Annotated in this window: 14 protein-coding genes; 9 read left to right on the forward strand and 5 right to left on the reverse strand. The window is 61.5% G+C overall.

All coding sequences use genetic code 11. From position 1 onward, the window contains the following. Positions 1-6 precede the first annotated feature (6 nt). Entirely contained in the window at positions 7-504 is a 498-nt protein-coding gene (locus tag KW848_RS10465) for a GNAT family N-acetyltransferase (RefSeq protein WP_218536757.1), read from the forward strand. A gap of 136 nt (positions 505-640) precedes the next feature. Here the strand turns inward: KW848_RS10465 and KW848_RS10470 are convergent, their stop codons facing one another. Then, entirely contained in the window at positions 641-952 is a 312-nt protein-coding gene (locus tag KW848_RS10470) for a DUF6916 family protein (protein ID WP_218536758.1), read from the reverse strand. A gap of 54 nt (positions 953-1006) precedes the next feature. Further along, on the reverse strand, positions 1007-1594 hold the full coding sequence (locus KW848_RS10475; RefSeq protein ID WP_218536759.1) for a phage tail protein: 588 nt from the start codon (positions 1592-1594) through the stop codon (positions 1007-1009). Between the two features lie 249 nt (positions 1595-1843). Between KW848_RS10475 and KW848_RS10480 the strand changes: the two genes are divergently transcribed. The 7 genes from KW848_RS10480 to KW848_RS10510 all read left to right on the forward strand — a co-directional run bounded on the left by KW848_RS10480 (position 1844) and on the right by KW848_RS10510 (position 16185). Beyond that, positions 1844-3415 carry a glycosyltransferase family 39 protein gene (locus tag KW848_RS10480; protein WP_218536760.1) on the forward strand — a complete coding sequence of 524 codons (1572 nt, stop codon included), beginning with the start codon at positions 1844-1846 and terminating at the stop codon, positions 3413-3415. A gap of 118 nt (positions 3416-3533) precedes the next feature. After that, the gene (locus KW848_RS10485; RefSeq protein WP_033053006.1) at positions 3534-4379 is read left to right on the forward strand and encodes a sulfotransferase; all 846 of its coding nucleotides are present in this window, start codon (positions 3534-3536) and stop codon (positions 4377-4379) included. 51 nt (positions 4380-4430) lie between these two features. Continuing rightward, complete coding sequence (locus KW848_RS10490) at positions 4431-12320, forward strand: Ig-like domain-containing protein (RefSeq protein WP_256365107.1); 7890 nt, start codon at positions 4431-4433, stop codon at positions 12318-12320. Positions 12321-12361: 41 nt separating this feature from the next. Further along, entirely contained in the window at positions 12362-13876 is a 1515-nt protein-coding gene (locus KW848_RS10495; RefSeq protein WP_218536761.1) for a TolC family protein, read from the forward strand. Beyond that, on the forward strand, positions 13860-14465 hold the full coding sequence (cysC, locus tag KW848_RS10500) for an adenylyl-sulfate kinase (RefSeq protein ID WP_218536762.1): 606 nt from the start codon (positions 13860-13862) through the stop codon (positions 14463-14465). Before KW848_RS10495 ends, cysC begins: the two co-directional genes overlap by 17 nt. Continuing rightward, positions 14462-15238 carry an aspartyl/asparaginyl beta-hydroxylase domain-containing protein gene (locus KW848_RS10505; RefSeq protein WP_218536763.1) on the forward strand — a complete coding sequence of 259 codons (777 nt, stop codon included), beginning with the start codon at positions 14462-14464 and terminating at the stop codon, positions 15236-15238. The genes cysC and KW848_RS10505 overlap by 4 nt, the downstream gene beginning before the upstream one ends. Further along, positions 15235-16185 (forward strand): sulfotransferase family protein, encoded by a 951-nt coding sequence (locus KW848_RS10510; protein ID WP_218536764.1) that lies wholly within the window; start codon positions 15235-15237, stop codon positions 16183-16185. The genes KW848_RS10505 and KW848_RS10510 overlap by 4 nt, the downstream gene beginning before the upstream one ends. A 122-nt stretch (positions 16186-16307) precedes the next feature. On the opposite strand, the gene KW848_RS10515 is transcribed toward KW848_RS10510, so the two are convergent. From KW848_RS10515 to KW848_RS10525, 3 genes are all read right to left on the reverse strand, one after another. Beyond that, a complete protein-coding gene (locus tag KW848_RS10515) occupies positions 16308-16691 on the reverse strand; it encodes a DUF6124 family protein (protein ID WP_192409771.1) in 384 nt (127 codons plus the stop codon). 344 nt (positions 16692-17035) lie between these two features. Beyond that, positions 17036-17794, reverse strand: a complete 759-nt coding sequence (locus KW848_RS10520; RefSeq protein ID WP_008148132.1) for a slipin family protein — start codon at positions 17792-17794, stop codon at positions 17036-17038. Between the two features lie 2 nt (positions 17795-17796). Continuing rightward, on the reverse strand, positions 17797-18330 hold the full coding sequence (locus tag KW848_RS10525; RefSeq protein WP_111449568.1) for an NfeD family protein: 534 nt from the start codon (positions 18328-18330) through the stop codon (positions 17797-17799). Between the two features lie 197 nt (positions 18331-18527). Here KW848_RS10525 and KW848_RS10530 point away from each other — a divergent pair, with 197 nt between their 5' ends. Then, on the forward strand, positions 18528-18989 hold the full coding sequence (locus tag KW848_RS10530; RefSeq protein ID WP_033058638.1) for an aminoacyl-tRNA deacylase: 462 nt from the start codon (positions 18528-18530) through the stop codon (positions 18987-18989). The last annotated feature ends 126 nt before the right edge of the window (positions 18990-19115 follow it).

A 19115-nucleotide genomic window follows, 5' to 3' on the forward strand; every position in this document is an offset into this window, starting at 1 on the left:
GCAACGATGGCGAATACCGATTCAGTGGCGGCCGATGGCTTGGTGGTTCGACCTTCACGGGCCAGCGATGGGGCTTTTCTGCACAGCCTCTATCAGTCGGCGCGGCCGGATCTGCAATGGATCGATGGTGAGCAAGAGGTGGTTGAGCAGGTGGTGGCCCAGCAATTTCGAGTGCAGGAACAAGGGCTGGGTGAACGCTTCCCCAACGCTATGCATTACGTGATCGAGAAGCTCGACACGGCCATCGGTGCGCTGACCACCGATTTTGGTCCGAATGAAATTCGTGTGTTGTACCTGGCGTTCATTCCCCAGGCTCGCGGCCAGGGCTATGGCCGCAAGGTGCTGCAAGGTGTGCAAAAAGCCGCGCAACAGGTTCGTTGCCCGGTAGCGACGGTGGTTTGGGCCAACAATCCCCACGCGCGCCAGCATTACCTGGCGCTGGGGTTTCAGGTCGAAGAGCGCAACCCGGCAGCGGAGCGGTTGGTGTGGTATCCGCAGGGCTGAGCCCGCCGCCGACCCTGTGGGAGCGGGCTTGCTCGCGAAGGCGTCATCACATTCAACATCAACTTTGAATGATCCACCGCATTCGTCGGAACGCCGCCCGGAGCAAGCCCGCTCCCACATTGTGATCTTCATGCGTTCAGTTGAATGCGATGTAGAAATACCCCACGCCCGGGTCACGGCCCATGGCCGGCACCCGGGAGACAAAGATGTTTTCCACCTGACCCAGTTCCGGCAATTCCAGCGTACATAACCCATCGACAAACTCTGTGGGTTTCAAGCTGTTGAACTCGACACTGAATGGCATGCGCTCGTTGTTGGGCATCCGCGAGCGGGGTGTTTCTTCAAGGCTGTCGATATGGATCGGCAATTCACTTCCATCCGGCAGTCGCAGCGTCCCCGTCTTGCCCAGCAGCGCCTGAAAGTGTTGGCTTTGAACCTGTTGCAGCATGGTGTCACTCCAGAATTGAAAGTGGCCGGGGGATTTGAATCCCCCGGCGGCTCCTCAGTTGCGCGAAGGGAACAACCCGTTCAAGGCGATGCTGAAGTTGAGCACCAGGAAGGGGTTCATCGTATCCATGGGCAGGCCGTTACCGGCGGACGAGATTTCTCCCGTGACCGTGGTGGCCACGCCTTTGAGTGGCACGGCTGAAGCGCCTTGCGCGTCGGAGTAGATGCTCGCCGAACCCGGGCCGCCGCCCGAGGCACCGATGTACGAGTTGGTCGCGGTCGGGTTGGTGACCGGGTTGCTCGCCGGGCTGGCCAGTTGCAGGGTGGTGGCGGCCGTGAGCCCGGACAAGGCGTGGGTGTGATTGGGCAGGTTGGTGATGGTGGCGGTAACGTTCTCGGTCCCGGAGAATTCACCGATGACGCGCGGGGTCAGGCCCAGGCCGTTGCCCTGTGCCATCGGCAGACGGCCTTGCAGGTTGGGTAGCATGAAATTGGTGGTGCCATTGCCTCCATAGTAGGTTCCCAGCAGTGAGAAAAGCGCCTGGTATTGCGAGATCCCCAGTGTCTGGCCGTTGCACAGGGCCCAGCCGTTGGGGGCAAAGTTAAAGGCGAAAGACTGAACAGTGCCCATGAATACTTCCATAGTTCCTCATCCCTCAGGGTTAGTTGTCTGGCGCGCCACGCGGGTGGCCCGGGCCCCCGGGCAGATCGTTGCGAACAGCCGATTCCTTTCATCTCCGAGGCTGGGTCACGCCACGCCAGAGCGTAGACCCGGATCCGTATGGCTGCCGAATGTCGTTGGTCGCAAAGCCAGCATCGACGACGGTGCTGTCGCTGTCCTACAGTGATTGCAAGCTTCAAGATTTTTCACCGGCAGTCTCGAGGGGGGGCAATGGAGGCGCGAAGAGAAACGCCGGTTGACGGCACCCAAGGCTCCCACGCGGCACCCGGCGCCTGGGCGAGTGTTCAGCGCTTGCTGCGATGGGTGCGCGAACATTGGCTGCTGCCGATCCTGGCATTGGCCGCGCTGGTACGTTTTTATGACCTGACAGCGGCGGCTATATGGGGCGATGAAGGTTCCAGTCTGCTGCTGAGCCAGTATTCGCTGGCCGGGATCTGGGTGCATGCCGCCCATGATGTGCATCCGCCGCTGTATTTCATGCTGCTGCATGGCTGGATCGAGCTGTTCGGCGATGGCATTTTTTCGATTCGAAGCCTGAGTGCGCTACCGGGGATTGCCACCGTGGCGTTGGGCGTCTGGCTGGTGGACTTGCTCGCCACTCGCCGCGCCGCGTTGTTGGCCGGTGTCCTGTTGGCGCTGCTGCCTACCGCCGTGCGTTACAGCCAGGAAGTGCGCATGTATTCGTTGCTGGGGCTGTGGCTGATCGGTGCCACGATTGCCCTGGTCTACTGGATCAAACACCCCGGACGTAAGCGCTATCTGGTGATTTACGCACTGCTGATGAGTGCGGCGTTCTACACCCATTACTTCACCGCCCTGTGCGTGCTGTGTCACTGGCTGTATCTGGGGCTGATCCGCGTACAGCCTGGCTATCGTTTGCGGCATATCCAGCAGCCCGGCTGGTGGTGGGCGAACGTGGCGATTGTGTTGGTGTACTTGCCGTGGGTGCCCAGCCTGATCGATCTGATTCAACACATGGATCTACTCAAAGCCAATGGCGATGTGGGGTGGGAGACACCGGTGACGTTCGCCTCGTTGCCTTCGATGATCTGGTCGTTCCTGATCCAGGACGATGGCGAGTCCCTGACTGCACCGATGTTCATCACGTTGCCTTTGGCGTCGCTGGCCTTGGTGTGGGTGGCGCTGGCGCGGGATCGCAGTGTGATTCGTGGCAGTGCGTTGGTGGTGATCTACACCGTTTTGCCGTTGTTGCTGGTGTTTTTGGTGTCGTTCATCTCGCCGGTGTTCATCGAGCGTTACCTCACCGCGTATGCCCTCGGCCTGCCGATGATTGCCGCATTGGCCATCGATCGCCTGTACGCGGTCTTCCGGGTGTTGGCGTTGACGGTGTTGGTGTTGTTTGTCGGTGTCGAACTGGTGGGCCTGAACAACAACGCCACGGTCGATACCAACGATCAGATCAGCGTCATGGTCGACTACGTGAATCAGCACTTCGTTGCCGGTGACCGGATCGTCACCAGCGACTTGCTCTGGTACCTCAGTTACGTCTATTACAACCGCACCGACGCCAAACCGCTGCTGTACACCCCGCCGTTGGCCAATGGCGCTTCGAGCCGGCCGAATGCTTATGGTTTCGGCACGCTGGTGACCCAGGACATTTACCTCGACAACCTCGGCGATTTGCCCAAAGGCACTGGCCGAGTGTGGTTGATCGGTACCGTCGATGTGCCGGACGAATTCGCGCCGTTGCCCGCAGGCTGGCAGAAAGTTGGCGAAACACAGGCGGGTGGTGCCAACGCGCGCTTGTTCGTGTTGCATTGAGCCTGTAACCAAAATCGCGTTTTTCAGACGATTAATTTCGATTTGATATCAAAACACCATTACCCATAAGGCTGTTCATGGTCTACGCTCCGTCGTAGATAAAGGATTTCTGATCAGGGTGAAGGGATTGTCACAGTTCCATTTTATTTCCGGCTTGCCGCGCTCAGGTTCGACCCTACTTTCTGCGATCCTTTTGCAGAACCCGCGCTTTCATGCCGGCATGACCAGCCCCGTTGGCGCCCTGTTTTCCGGTGTTCTGGAACAGTGCAGCGCCGGCAGCGAGTTCGGTGCGGTGATCGATACCGATCTGCGCCGCCGTTTGCTTCGCGGACTGTTCGACTCCTTCTACGCCGACAAGGCCGACAAACCGGTGGTGTTCGACACCAATCGGTTATGGAGCTCGCGCCTGCCGGCCATCAGCGATCTGTTCCCGCAAGCCAAGGTCATTGCCTGCGTGCGCAATGTCGCCTGGGTCATGGACAGCATCGAGCGTTTGTATCGCGCCAACCCCTTTGAAAATACCAAGCTGTTCGGCGACGCGGTCGAGCGCAACACGGTCTACAGCCGTTGCGAAACCCTGGCGCAGCGCAATCGTCTGGTGGGGTTTGCCTGGGCAGCGCTCAAGGAAGCCTATTACGGCGAACACGCCGACTCATTGCTGATTGTCGATTACGACTTGCTGACCCAGGCCCCCGATCGGGTCATGCGGCTGGTCTACGACTTCATTGGCGAGCCGTGGTTCGAGCATGACTTCAACAACCTCGCCTACGATGCGCCAGAGTTCGATCAAGCCCTCGGCGTCTCCGGCCTGCACAAAGTCAAACCCAAGGTCGAGCTGCAATCGCGGCGCACGATCCTGCCGCCGGATTTGTTCAAGCAATACGCAGAGTTGTCCTTTTGGCTCGATGGCTCAGCCAGCGCCGCCAATGTCATTCGTATGAAGGCCGACGCCGCGATCAGTTGATCGCGGCGTTTTCATTGACGCGTCAAGCAAGTTCGAGTCCGGGTGAGCAGCATGTGGTGGAGCAACGGCAAGTCGCGAGTTACCGAAGGCGCACGGGCGCTGGCCTCGCCCATGATCATGTCCCTGGAACCGCGAATGCTGTTCGACGGCGCGGTGGCGGCCACGGTGGCCGATGCCGCTCAGGCGGACAGCCACACCACGGCTGATGCCGCCAAGACGCCAACGGCCGACCAACCGGTCGCCAGCAAGGACACCCACGGCCAGGCCGACGCCACACCTGCACCAGCCCCCGTTGCAGTGCCGGGCCAGAGCGTGGTGTTCGTCGATTCGCGGGTCAAGGATGCCGATAGCCTGCTCAAGGGCGTGGCGCCTGGCACCCAAGTGGTCCAGCTGGACGCGAGCAAGGACGGCTTGCAGCAAATTGCCGCCTATCTGGACACACATCAGGGCATCAGTTCGGTGCAGATCATTGCCCATGGCAACGCGGGCGATCTGTGGTTGGGCGACAGTTACCTGTCCGCCGACAACGTCGCGGCCCGCAGTGCCGTGCTGGCGGAAATCGGCAAGGACATGAACGTCGGCGGCGACATTTTGATTTACGGCTGCTACACCGCCGAAGGTGAGCGTGGCTTGAGTTTTGTCGACTCGCTGGCACATTTGACTGGCCGCGATGTAGCCGCTTCCAGCAATCGCACCGGGATCGGTGGCGATTGGGATCTGGAAATTGCTACTGGCAGTATCGAAAGCGCCAACGTGCTGTCGACCCAGGGCATGAGCGAGTATCAGTGGGGCCTGGCCACTTGGACCGCCACCAACAACGCCAACACGGGCGTCGGTTCGTTGCGCGCGGCGATCGCCTCGGCGCAGAACGGCGATCTCGTCACCTTCAGCACCGGCATGACGGTGCAGCTGACGTCCGAACTGCTGATCAACAAGAACATCACCGTTGATGGCGACTTGAACAACGACGGCGCGGCTGACGTGATTCTCGACGGTCAGTACAGGACCCGAGTGATTGAAGTGTCGTCTGGCAGCATCGTGACGCTCGATGGCCTGGTGATCACCCGTGGCCTGGTGTCGGGCACCGGCGGCAACGGTGGCTACGGTGCCACGGGTTCGATGGCTGGGGGCATTTTCAACGCAGGGATTCTGACCCTGAACAACGTCAGCGTGACCTCTAACGGCGCTTCCGGTGGTGGTGGCGGCGGCGGTGTGACGGGCGCTTTTTACGGCGGTGGCGGTGGTGGCGGCGGCGGTTTGGGTGGCCAGGGCGGCGGGCATGGCGGTTCGTCGGGACCGGGCACCGGCACATTGGGCGGCCAGGCGGGCAGCGGCGGTGTCGGTGGTTACGGCGGCGGTTATGACGCCACCCACATGGGCGGTCGCGGTGGTACCACCACTGGCGGGGCTGGCGGCGTAGGCGTTTCCTATTACAGCAACGGCGGTAACGGTGCGACGGCCACCAATGGCACGATTTCCATTGGCGGCGGGGGCGGCGGGGCCGGTTGGGACAAGGTGGGTGGCGCCGGCGGCAACGCGGTGGGCGGGATCTACAACGCCAGCAGCGGCACCATCACCATTGTCGGCACCTCCACCATCAGCAACAACATTGGTGCCGGCGGCGGTGGCGGCGGTGGTGGTGGCCAAGGCAGCAATGCCAGCAATGGCGGCATTGGTGGCCGGGGCGTCGGTGCGATCTGGAACAAAGGCACGCTGCTGATCACGGCCGCCAACTTCGCGGCCCTGGCCGGTAATGCCGGGGCCAGTGGTGCAGGCGGTACCGCGCAGGGCGGTGGCAGCCCCGGCACTTCGCCAACCGCCGTCGCGACCATCTATAACGACGGCGGCATACTCAACACCGCGTATTCACCACCGCCGACCGCGACCATTGTGGTCGCTGACACCACACTGAGCATCGGCGAAACGTCCCTGGTGACCATCACCTTCTCCGAAGCCGTGACCGGTCTCACCAATGCGGACCTGACCATCGCCAACGGCACGTTGACCTCGGTGAGCAGCGGCGATGGCGGCATCACCTGGACGGCAACGTTTACGCCGTCCGCCAGTATTTCCGATACGACCAACGTCATCACCCTGGACAACACCGGGGTGATCAACATTCTGGGCACCGCCGGCGTCGGCACCACCAACTCCAACAACTACACGGTCGACACCGTACGCCCGACCGCCAGTATCGTGTTTACCGACACGGCGCTGAGAATCGGCGAAACCTCGCTGGTAACCATTACCTTCAACGAAGCGGTCACCGGACTGACCAACGCGGATCTGACGATTGCCAACGGCACCTTGACCTCGGTGAGCAGCGGCGACGGCGGCGTCACCTGGACGGGGACCTTCACACCGACCGCCAGCATCACCGATACGACCAACCTGATCACCCTGGACAACACCGGCGTCACAGATCTGGCCGGTAACGCCGGCAGCGGCACTACCGATTCGGGCAACTACGCCATCGATACCGTGCGGCCAACGGCGACCCTCGTGGTGACAGACAATGCGCTGAAAATCGGCGAAACCTCACTGGTGACGATCACCTTCAGTGAAGCGGTCAGCGGTTTCACCAACGCGGACCTGACCATCGCCAACGGCACCTTGACGGCGGTGAGCAGCAGCGACGGCGGCATCACCTGGACCGCGACCTTCACACCCTCCGCGAGCACCAACGACACGACCAACCTGATCACCCTGAACAACACCGGCATAGCGGATCTGGCCGGCAACACCGGCAGCGGCACCACCGATTCGAACAACTATGCGATCGATACACTTCGTCCAACCGCAACCATTGTGGTGGCGGACAATGCGCTGAAAATCGGCGAAACCTCACTGGTGACCATCACCTTCGCCGAGGTGGTGACCGGTTTCACCAACGCCGACCTGACCATCGCCAACGGCACCTTGACCGCGGTGAGCAGCAGCGACGGCGGTATCACCTGGACGGCGACGTTTACCCCGACCGCCAGCATCACCGACACGACCAACCTGATCACCCTGGACAACACCGGGGTCAGCGACTTGTCGGGCAACGCCGGCAGCGGCACCACCGATTCCAACAACTACGCCATCGACACTGTGCGGCCAACGGCAACCATCGTGGTGACGGACACGGCGTTGAGAATCGGCGAAACTTCGCTGGTGACGATCACCTTCAGCGAAGCGGTCAGCGGTTTCACCAACGCCGACCTGACCATTGCCAACGGCACCTTGTCGGCGGTGAGCAGCAGCGACGGCGGCATCACCTGGACCGCGACGTTCACACCTTCCGCCAGCATCAACGACACGACCAACCTGATCACCCTGGACAATACCGGCATAGCGGATCTGGCCGGTAACGCCGGCAGCGGCACTACCGATTCCAACAACTACGCGATCGACACCGTGCGCCCGACCGCCACGATTGTGTTGGCCGATTCGACGCTGACACAGGGCGAAACCTCGCAGGTGACCATCACCTTCAGCGAGGCGGTGAGCGGTTTCACCAATGCCGACCTGACGATCGCCAACGGCACCTTGACGGCGGTGAGCAGCAGCGACGGCGGCATTACCTGGACGGCGACCTTCACGCCGACTGCAGGCATTAACGACACCACCAACGTTATTACTCTGGCCAATACCGGCGTGGCCGACATCGCGGGCAACACCGGCAGCGGGACCAGTTCTTCGGGCAACTACACCATCGACACCGCCCCGCCGACCGCGACCATCGTGGTAGCGGACAACGCCCTGAAAATCGGTGAAACGTCACTGGTGACCATCACCTTCAGCCAGGCGGTGAGCGGTTTCACCAACGCCGACCTGACCATCGCCAACGGCACGTTGAGCGTGGTCAGCAGCAGTGACGGCGGCATCACCTGGACCGCCACCTTCACCCCGACGGCCAGCACCACCGATGCGACCAACCTGATCACCCTGGACAATAGCGGCGTGCAGGCTGCCGCCACCGGCAACGTGGGCAGCGGCACCACCGATTCCAACAACTACGCCATCGACACCGTGCGCCCGACGGCAACCATCGTGGTCGCGGACACGGCGCTGAGAATCGGCGAAACCTCGCTGGTGACAATCACTTTCAGTGAAGCGGTCAGCGGTTTCACCAACGCCGACCTGACCATTGCCAACGGCACCTTGACCGCGGTGAGCAGCAGCGACGGCGGCATCACCTGGACGGCGACCTTCACGCCGAGCGCCAGCACCAACGACACGACCAACCTGATCACCCTGGACAACACCGGCGTCGCCGACCTGGCGGGTAACGCCGGTAGCGGCACCACCGATTCCAACAACTACGCGATCGACACGGTTCGCCCTACGGCGACCATCGTTCTGGCCGACCCGACTCTGAGTGCCGGGGAAACTTCACTGGTCACCATTACTTTCAGCGAAGCAGTGAGCGGTTTCACCAATGCCGACCTGTCCATCGCCAACGGCACATTGACGGCGGTGAGCAGCAGCGACGGCGGTATCACCTGGACGGCGACCTTCACGCCAACCGTCGGCGTGAGTGACCCGAGCAACGTCATCACCCTGAACAATACCGGCGTGGCCGATCTGGCTGGCAACACGGGCAGCGGCACGACCAACTCCGGCAACTACACCATCGACACCGTCGCTCCGACGGCCACTATCGTGCTCGCCGATAACGCGCTGAAAATCGGTGAAACGTCGCTGGTGACCATTACCTTCAGCGAAGCGGTCAGCGGTTTCAGCAACGCCGACCTGACCATCGCCAACGGCACGTTGACGGCAGTGAGCAGCAGCGATGGCGGCATCACCTGGACAGCGACCTTCACGCCGACGGCCAGCATTACCGACGCAACCAACCTGATCACCCTGGACAACAGCGGTGTGCAAAATGCCTCGGGCAACGCCGGCAGCGGCACCACCGATTCCAACAACTACGCGATCGACACCGTGCGCCCAACCGCGACCATCGTCGTGACGGATACCGCCTTGGCGCTGGGTCAAACCACGGTGGTAACCATCACCTTCTCCGAGGCGGTGACCGGTTTCACCACCGCCGACCTCACGGTCGCCAACGGCGCCCTGACCGGCCTGAGCACCAGCGATAACATCACCTACACCGCGACCTTCACGCCGACGGCGAGCATCAACGATGCAACCAATATCATCACGCTGAACAACACCGGCATGGCGGACGCGGCCGGCAACACTGGCGCGGGCACTACCGATTCCAACAACTACGCAATCGACAGTCTGCGTCCGAACGCCACCATTGTCGTCGCCGACCCAACCCTGAGTGCCGGCGAAACGTCGTTGGTAACCATCACGTTCAGCGAGGCGGTCAGCGGTTTCGACAACAGTGACCTGAGCATTCCAAACGGCACCTTGAGCGCGGTGAGCAGCAGCGATGGCGGCATCACCTGGACGGCGACCTTCACCCCGACAGTCGGCGTCAGGGACACTTCCAACCTGATCACCCTGAACAACAGCGGCGTGGCCGACATTGCCGGCAACGCAGGCAGCGGCATCACCAATTCGGCCAACTTCACCATCGACACCGTGCGGCCGACCGCCACCATCGTCGTCGCCGACAATGCGCTGAGCGTCGGTGAAACGTCGCTGGTCACCATTACCTTCAGCGAAGCGGTCAGCGGTTTCAGCAACGCCGACCTGACCATCGCCAACGGCACGTTGACGGCGGTGAGCAGCAGCGATGGCGGCATTACCTGGACAGCAACGTTCACGCCGACGGCCAGCATTACCGACACCAGCAACCTGATCACCCTGGACAACACTGGCGTGCAAAACGTCTCGGGCAACACCGGCAGCGGCACCACCGACTCCAACAACTACGCCATCGACACACAGCGCCCAACCGCGACCATCGTGGTGACGGACGCGGCGCTGGGTGTGGGTCAAACATCGATGGTGACCATCACCTTCTCCGAGGCGGTAACCGGTTTTACTACAGCCGACCTGACGGTGAGCAACGGTACTCTGAGCAATCTGAGCACCAGCGATAACATCACCTGGACCGCCACCCTGACGCCGATAGCGAGCGTCACCGATTCGACCAACCTGATTACCCTCGACAACACCGGAGTGATCGATGGGGCGGGCAACACTGGCAGCGGCACGACGGACTCCAACAACTACGCCATCGACAGCCAACGCCCGACCGCGACCATTGTGTTGAGCGATACAACCCTGAAACCGGGCGAAACCGCGCTGGTGACCATCACCTTCAGCGAGGCGGTGAGCGGTTTCGACAACAGCGATTTGAGCGTCGCCAACGGTACGCTGAGCAATGTCAGCAGCAGCGATGGCGGCATCACCTGGACCGGGACCTTCACCCCGACTATCGGGATTACCGACGCCACCAATCTCATCACCCTGAACAATACCGGCGTCTCGGACCTGGCCGGCAACGCGGGCTCTGGCACGACCAACTCCGCCAACTATGTGGTGGAAACCCAAGTGCCGACCGCAACCATCGTGGTGGCCGACAACGCCCTCAAGGCCGGTGAAACCTCAGGGGTGACCATCACCTTCAGCGAAGCGGTGAGCGGTTTCACCAATGCGGACCTGAGCATTGCCAACGGCACCTTGAGCAACGTCAGTAGCAGCGACGGCGGCATCACCTGGACCGCGACGTTCACGCCAACCGTCAACGTGACGGACACCACCAACCTGATCCGTCTCGACAACAGCGGTGTGACCAACGTGTCGGGCAACAGTGGCGTGGGCGTGACCGATTCCAACAACTACGCCATCGACACAGCGCGGCCGACGGCGACCATCGTGGTGGCGGATAACCGCTTGGGCATCGGCGAGACGACCACGGTTACCATCACGTTCACCGAGACGGTTTCAGGTTTCGACCTGTCGGACCTCAGCGTCGCCAATGGCACCTTGTCCAACCTGCTCAGCAGCGATGGCGGCAAGACCTGGACCGCCACACTGACCCCGACCGCCAACATCAACGACACCACCAACCTGATCCTGCTCGACAGCAGCAATGTGGCGGACGCCGCGGGCAACGTCGGTGCCGGGATCGCGATCTCCAACAACTACGCGCTCGATGCCACCCGGCCGACGGCAACCATCGTGGTCGCCAACCCGAACCTGGGCGTGGGTCAAACCACGCTGGTGACGATCAGCTTCAGCGAAGTGGTCAGCGATTTCGACCTGTCGGACCTCAGCGTCACCAACGGCGAGCTGACCAACCTGGCCAGCAGCGACGGCGGCAAGACCTGGACGGCGACCTTCACGCCGACCGCGAGCATCACCGACCCGAGCAATTTCATTGCGCTGGACACCAGCAACGTCAGCGACCTTTCGGGCAATGCCGGTAGCAGCGTGGCGGTCTCCAACAATTACGTGATCGACACCGTGCCGGTGCAGACGCCTGCCGTGGTCGTGACGCCTGACCCGCTGGCCCGGATCCCGCCACCGGTCACCGTTTCCGATCAGCCCAACGTACCGCTGCAACCGATCATTTTCACGCCCCCGACCGGCGATCTCGGCTCACCGCTGACCTTTACCCCGTTGTTCGAAAGCCGCGTGATCGGCAACGGCATCCGGCCGCTGGGCGACATCTTCATGAACCACGGTGCGCTGGCGCCCAGCTTCATCGCCCAGGTGTTCAGCAGCAGTGACAGCGGCGGCGATGGCTCGGGCAACGGCTTCCTCGGCTTCGGCGGTGGCGATGGCGGGGTGTTCGGTACCAGTACGTTGTCGAGCTTGTTCAATCAGGACGCCGGCAACGAGCGAGACTCGCTGAACTCATTCGGCAGTCATTCGATCAAGGCCGGAGATGTTTCACAGGGGCTGCGCGGCGTGTTTGGCGCGCCGAGTCTCGTCCAGCAATTGCAACAGCTCAAAGACACCGAGCAACGGCAGGTCGACAGCCTGGCCGCGGCTTTGCGACAAGTCGGCATCAGCGAAATGCAGGCCTGAAAAAACACCTAAAACAATGCTGTGTCCAGGGGCAGTCAAGGATGAATAGAAGTTCTAAGTTGTTTGGCGCCAGCCTGCTGGCGCTTGCAGTCAGCGGATGTGCAGTCACCAGTGAACCGATCGAACGCAGCGTCAGCCAACAGCGCGCCAGGAGCGACCTGCAAAACATGTACAAGGATCAGGAGCCCCTCAGCGGTCCGCTGACCTTGCATCAAGCCATGGCCCGCGCGGTGAAGTACAACCTCGAAGGCCGGCTCAAGATCATGGAAGAGGCCCTGGCCAAGCGCCAACTCGACCTCGCCAGTTTCGACATGCTGCCGCGCATGGCCCTGGACGCCGGGTACGTCGGCCGCAACAACGTCAACGCCTCCAGCAGCCAGAGCGTACGGACCGGCACCCAGTCTCTGGAGCCATCGACCTCCCAGGACCGCGACCGTGACGTCGCCGACCTGACCATGGTCTGGAACGTGCTCGATTTTGGCGTCAGCTACATCAGCGCCAAGCAACAGGGCGACCAGCGACTGATCGTTCAGGAGCGTCGGCGCAAGGTGATCAACACCATCGTTCAGGACGTGCGCTCGGCCTATTGGCGGGCCATGGCCGCCGAGCGTTTGCTCAAGCAGATCGACAGCCTCATGGCCCGGGTCGACACCGCGCGCGGCAACAGTCAAAGCATGAGCCAGCAGCGAATCGGCGATCCGGTTCAGGCGCTGGGTTATCAACGCTCGCTGATCGAAGCCACGCGCCAACTGGAAGAACAGCGTCGTGCGTTGTCGCTGGCGAAAACCGAACTGGCGACCCTGATCAATCTGCCGCTGGGCACCGACCTGACCCTGGCGACCCAGGACGACTATGACATTCCGGAACTGAAAGTTGACCTCGCCAGCCTGGAACAGGAAGCCCTGACCAGTCGTCCCGAGCTGCGCGAACAGGATTACCAAAGCCGCATCAGCGCGGCCGAAACCCGCAAAGCCATGTTGCGGCTGCTGCCGGGGCTGGAGTTCTCGGCCGGCGGGCATTACGACAGCAACTCGTTCCTGGTGGAGCAGGGTTGGGCCGACTACGGCGTGAAAGTGACGTGGAACCTGTTCAACGTGATCTCCGCCCCGGCGGCGATCAACGTTGCCAAGGCCGGCGAAGAAGTCGCCGCAGCGCGCCGCCAGGCCATGTCGATCGCGGTGCTGGCGCAGCTTTATGTGGCCAACGCCAACTACCGCGAGGCGCTGCGGCAGTTCAAGACCAATCAGCAGCTGTCGGACATCGACGGGCAGATTGTTGGCCAGCTGCGCAACCGATATCAGGCGGCCGGGCTGGGTGAGCTGGACCTTATCCAGGGCGAACTGAACACCTTGCAGGCCGATTTGCGTCGCGACCTGTCGTACGCCGATCTGCGTAACGCTTACGGCCAGATCTTTGCCAGTGCAGGGCTCGATCCGCTGCCGGATCAGGTGCAATCCACCGAAGTGCAATCCATTGCCACCGCGTTGGCCAACCGCGAATCGGCGTGGGCGGCCGGGAACATCACGACGCCGGTGGCCCATGCCCCGGTCCAATAACCTGCTGGCGCCGACCGCGAGCATCAGCCGCGCACAACGGGAGGCGCGCAACGGCCATCGCGGCACGGCGATTTTGCTGACCGGTTTGCCGGCGGCGGGTAAATCGACCCTGGCCCAGGCGCTGCACGCCGAGCTGTTCGAGCACGGCGTGCAGAGCATCGTGCTTGATGGCGACGGGCTGCGGGTCGGGCTCAATCGTGATCTCGGTTTCGCCGACGGTGATCGTCTGGAGAACATCCGTCGCGCCAGCGAAGTCGCGGCGCTGCTGGTGGAGAACGGGCAGATCGTCATCCTGGCGATGATCGCGCCGCTGATGGAGTTACGTGAGGTGTTCGCCCGGCGACTGGGCGAGGATTACCGCGAAGTCTGGTGCAGCGCTTCCTTGGCCGTCTGCGAACAGCGCGACCCGAAAGGTCATTACGCCCGTGCACGCCGGGGTGATTTGCCAGGTTTTACTGGCGTGTCTGCACCGTATGAACCGCCGCCGTCCGCCTCTTTGGTGCTCGATACCGGCGTGCAATCGGTGGAGGCCTGTCTTGATCACTTGCTGACCTGGCTCGGCGAGTGCGCGGTGTTGCCGAAACGATGAGCCGACCGGCGTTCTCCCGCTTGCCGGTGGCCGTGGATTTGCCGCTGCTGTTACAGGCGTTGGCCGCCGTTGACGAGGACAGCTGGCAGGGGCATTTCAACAATGCTTATTACGCTGGCGACTGGAGCGGTGTTGCGCTGATTTCGGCGGCGGATGCGTTGACTGAACTGTCGCCGGGTCGCGGCAAACCGCTGCTGCGCGCGCCTTGGTTGCGGGATGTCCGATGGCAGCAAGGTTTGCGCGATCTGCCGCTGGAAATCGTCAGCGCGCGCTTGTTGCGGCTCGGGCCGGGTGGGCAGATTCACGAACATCGCGACTACGACCTGGGCGAACCGGACGCCGATCTGCGTCTGCACATCCCGCTGGTCAGCGCGCCTCAAGTGGACTTTCTGCTGGACGGCCAGCGCATGCCGATGGCTGCCGGTGAATGCTGGTTTCTCGACCTGTCGCGGCCGCATCGAGTGGACAATCGTGGTACTCGGGCGCGCATTCATCTGGTGCTCGATTGTCGGCCCGGCGCCTGGCTGGAGCAGGCGATTATCGACGGCGAATTGACCACGCCAGATACCGATGTTTTTCATGGATGCCTTGCACAGTTCAAGGCACTGGTGGAGAGCGATCCGCCGCTGTGCAAAACCTTGCAGGGGTTGCAGGACGGCGAAGCTTTTATCACCCGAGCCCTGGAAATGGCGGCGGCGCGAGGCTTGCCGCTCTCCCGCGAAGAACTGCGCGCAGCCATGCGCGACGGCCGCCGACGATGGAACAAACAATGAAAGGCATGAACCTCGAAGGCTGGTTGCCGATCCGGGTCTGGCAAGAGGCTGGGCAATGGCGCGTCGACTGGTGCTGGTTCGGCGATACGCCACTGCATCAGCCGTTTTTTCGCGATGCCGTGGAAGACGCGCTGCGATTGCCGTTCAATCAGGCGTTTCGCCGGGAAACGCCGTTGTCGACCCTCGTTGACTGGCAAATCTGCAGTCCCGGTCTGGCCCCGAGTGCGTTCATCTTTCACGCGTCTCGCTGCGGCTCGACCCTCATCAGCCAAATGCTCGCACAACTCGATAACCACATCGTGATCAGCGAACCGCCGCCACTGGATGCGCTATTGCGCAGCGACTTGCCCGCCGTCGAACGTCGCGCTGCCATCGAAGGGTTGCTGTCGGCCTACGGACAGCGTCGGCTCGGTGTCGAGCAACGTTTGGTGATCAAACTCGATGCCTGGAACATCGGTGAACTGCCGTTGCTGCGCGAATGTTTTGCCGAAACACCGTGGCTGTTTCTTTATCGCGATCCGCTGGAAATTGCCGTTTCACATCTACGCCGCCCGGGCATGCACATGGTGCCGTGGATGATCGGCGCGAGTGTGCTGGATGACGAATTGCCGTTTGAAGGCCGAGAGGACTTCATCGCACGGCGGTTGGGGCGGTTGCTGGCGTCGGGGTTGGCGCAATGTCGGGAGTTTGGTGGGTTGGCGGTGAATTACAGTGAGTTGCCGGGGGCTATGGCCGGGCGGTTAGCTGATTTTTTTGGATTGGATGACGTGCAGCGTGAGCAAGTGTTTGCGGCGGTGGGGCAGCATGCCAAACGGCCTTCAGAGGTGTTTGTCGGGGACAGCGATGACAAGCGTCGCGAGGCCTCGGCGCTTTTGCACGAATGTGTGGAGCGGTGGGCGCGAGGGCCTTATGAAGCATTGGAAAAAGATCGCCGTGATAACCGCTGATTCATTCATTGACCGTGCCGACGCCTTCGCGAGCAAGCCCGCTCCCACAGTTGGAATGCGGTCCCCTGTGGGAGCGGGCTTGCTCGCGAAAGCGGTGGTCAATTCACCACAAATCTACCCGGCTAAACCTTGACCCGAGCCTGCATGATCTCCGATTCATCCCAATGATCCTGCACTCGCTCTACGAGCAATTGCACGCCATCGGCCATGCGGCTGAGCGCCAGGGCTACGGAGCGCCGTGTCCCGTCCACTTCGTCTGCCAGATTGGCCGCGATGGCGCTGATGGACAGCAGGTCTTCGGCGGCGTTGGCCAGCAGGGTTTCGGTGTTGACCTCGGGGGCAACAGTGAAGAGGTGGCCTTTGCGGTGCCTGGGCGGCTTTTCGGTGGTCGGGGGGAAGTAGTGGGCGAAGGCGCGGTCGGCGGCTTCTTTGAGTTTTTCGGCTTCGAGTGGATCTTCGGAGGGGGTGCCAGAGTTGTCTGGCGGATTTGGAGATACCTTGAACATATAAAACTCCCTAAACAGTAAGTTGGAACCGCCACCGTTCGTTTGCACGCGAATGGGGTGGCGGCTGAGCGCAGGTGTGCAAGACCGGGACTGTTTAGGACACCCAGCAGATCCGAGGATCTCCTGCGCGCAGCCGCCATAAAGCAGCGAGCCTATAAATGCTCATTGAGATATGGCAATTGCGACCTAAACAGTTTCGTCGGACTTGCACGTCCGTGTCACCGTTTATTCAGTGACAAAGCCAGACTAGACCCGGCTTCGGACCGGAACAAGTTCACCAACACCGCTACAACTTGAAGGAAATCTCCGACGCGGTTACCGGACGTTGGTGCCTGTAGGAAAGGTCAGGATTTGGACGACAAATCCGCCATCCCCTTGAGCAACTCGATCGGCAGCGGAAAGACAATCGTCGAACTCTTGTCCCCGGCAATCGAACTCAATGTCTGCATATACCGCAGCTGCATGGCCCCAGGCTGGCGCCCGAGCATTTCGGCGGCCTGCATGAGTTTTTCCGAAGCCTGCAATTCGCCTTCGGCGTGGATCACCTTGGCCCGGCGTTCCCGTTCGGCTTCGGCCTGTTTGGCGATGGCGCGGATCATCGATTCGTTGAGGTCCACGTGCTTGATCTCGACGTTAGCGACCTTGATGCCCCACGCATCGGTCTGGGCGTCAAGCACTTGCTGGATGTCGATGTTCAACCGCTCACGCTCGGCCAGCAGTTCATCGAGTTCATGTTTACCGAGCACTGCCCGCAACGTGGTTTGGGCCAGTTGGCTGGTGGCCATGAGAAAGTCTTCGACCTGAATGATCGCCTTCTGCGGATCGAGGACGCGGAAATACAACACCGCGTTGACCTTGACCGAGACGTTGTCGCGGGTGATCACGTCTTGTGGCGGCACGTCGAGGACCACGGTACGCAAATCGACGCGAACCATTTGCTGGACCACCGGAATCAGCAGGATCAGGCCAGGGCCTTTGACCTGCCAGAAGCGCCCGAGCTGGAACACCACCCCGCGCTCGTATTCGCGCAGGATGCGGAAGGTCGACCCCGCCAGCGCAATCACCAGTAACAGCAGCGCAGCAAAACCCAGTTGCAGGCCCATGGTTATTCTCCACCCGGCGCCGCGTCAGCCGCGGCCACTTGCAGCAATAATCCCTTGCGTGCCACCACCCGGACCTGTTGCCCGGGGCGCAGTGGCGTGGCGCTGAGTACTTGCCACTGTTCGCCTTGCAGGTGCACCCAGCCGTTATAGGCGTTGTCGGCTTGTAACGACATCACCGAGGTCACGCTGCCAATGAGTTCGGCATCGCCACTGACGTTGTGGCGCGGTCGGGTTTTCAGGGCGCGGATCAGCAGGAAAATCAGCAACAGGGCACTGATCAGTCCCAGGCCGATCATCAACGGAACCGGCACCTCGGTGTTGGTCAGAATTACCGCGCCGATCACGAACATCACAATGCCGCCCAGACCGATCACGCCGTAATTGGGCAGGGCTGCCTCGGCGATCAGAAACGCGATGCCGAACGTGATCAGCCAGATCCCGATGGGGTTGGGCACCAGCAGGACGACGGTGTCCGCCGCGAAAACCGATCCGCTCAAGGCCAACAGCAGCGCAACTGCACAACAACGAATGTTCACGTGACCCTCCGGGAGAGTCATTGATGGTTCTTTATACAGTCTAGCTGAGCTCTGGATTGTACGAATTTTGATCAGTTACTGACGTTATTCCGGCGGGCAGATTTCCCGCGCGATGGCGCCAGCGGGCCTAGACTTTTAGTGGTGAGAAAGGTTTAACCATCGTCCGCGAAACGTTGTTGCGGACACCGAGGTGCATCATGCGTATGGCAAGAACAGTGCAGGACAGCCTTAACAAGGCTCAATGCGAATTTGACGTCGTCACCCATCCGCACTCGGCCAGCAGCCTTGAAACGGCGCGGGTCGCAGGCATTCCTGCCGAGCGGGTGGCCAAGTCGGTGATCCTCGACGACCACCACGGCCATTACCTGATGGCTGTGCTGCCAGCGAGCCGTCACCTGGACCTGAGCAAAGTACGTGGCAGTGGCGAATGGCAGATCACCCGGGAAAGCACCCTGGCGCATCTGTTCCAGGATTGCGAACGCGGCGCCGTGCCGGCGTTGGGCGAATCCTATGGCCTGGACATGGTCATCGACCCACTGCTGACCCGGCAAAAAGACATCTACCTGGAGGCGGGTAACCACAACAACCTGGTGCACATGAGCGTGCCGGAATTCCTGAAAATGGTGCCGCATGCTGAAGTGTGCGAGTTGAGTCAGTAGATTCTCGGCGTCAGTTACATCGCCATCGCGAGCAGGCTCGCTCCCACAGTTGAGCGCGATTCCATGTGGGAGCGAGCCTGCTCGCGATTGACTGCGCAGCAGTCACCCAATCATTTGCCATGAAAA

It is taken from the genome of Pseudomonas sp. PDM25 (assembly GCF_019219045.1).
Classification (GTDB): domain Bacteria; phylum Pseudomonadota; class Gammaproteobacteria; order Pseudomonadales; family Pseudomonadaceae; genus Aquipseudomonas.

What these genes read in the sequence shown, in the direction of transcription:
- KW848_RS10480 (WP_218536760.1), top strand. Translation starts at nt 1,844, where the DNA reads ATGGAGGCGCGAAGAGAAACGCCGGTTGACGGCACCCAAGGCTCCCAC.
- KW848_RS10510 (WP_218536764.1), top strand. Translation starts at nt 15,235, where the DNA reads ATGAAAGGCATGAACCTCGAAGGCTGGTTGCCGATCCGGGTCTGGCAA.
- KW848_RS10470 (WP_218536758.1), bottom strand. Translation starts at nt 952, where the DNA reads ATGCTGCAACAGGTTCAAAGCCAACACTTTCAGGCGCTGCTGGGCAAG.
- KW848_RS10490 (WP_256365107.1), top strand. Translation starts at nt 4,431, where the DNA reads ATGTGGTGGAGCAACGGCAAGTCGCGAGTTACCGAAGGCGCACGGGCG.
- KW848_RS10515 (WP_192409771.1), bottom strand. Translation starts at nt 16,691, where the DNA reads ATGTTCAAGGTATCTCCAAATCCGCCAGACAACTCTGGCACCCCCTCC.
- cysC (WP_218536762.1), top strand. Translation starts at nt 13,860, where the DNA reads ATGCCCCGGTCCAATAACCTGCTGGCGCCGACCGCGAGCATCAGCCGC.
- KW848_RS10465 (WP_218536757.1), top strand. Translation starts at nt 7, where the DNA reads ATGGCGAATACCGATTCAGTGGCGGCCGATGGCTTGGTGGTTCGACCT.
- KW848_RS10495 (WP_218536761.1), top strand. Translation starts at nt 12,362, where the DNA reads ATGAATAGAAGTTCTAAGTTGTTTGGCGCCAGCCTGCTGGCGCTTGCA.
- KW848_RS10520 (WP_008148132.1), bottom strand. Translation starts at nt 17,794, where the DNA reads ATGGGCCTGCAACTGGGTTTTGCTGCGCTGCTGTTACTGGTGATTGCG.
- KW848_RS10505 (WP_218536763.1), top strand. Translation starts at nt 14,462, where the DNA reads ATGAGCCGACCGGCGTTCTCCCGCTTGCCGGTGGCCGTGGATTTGCCG.
- KW848_RS10530 (WP_033058638.1), top strand. Translation starts at nt 18,528, where the DNA reads ATGCGTATGGCAAGAACAGTGCAGGACAGCCTTAACAAGGCTCAATGC.
- KW848_RS10475 (WP_218536759.1), bottom strand. Translation starts at nt 1,594, where the DNA reads ATGGAAGTATTCATGGGCACTGTTCAGTCTTTCGCCTTTAACTTTGCC.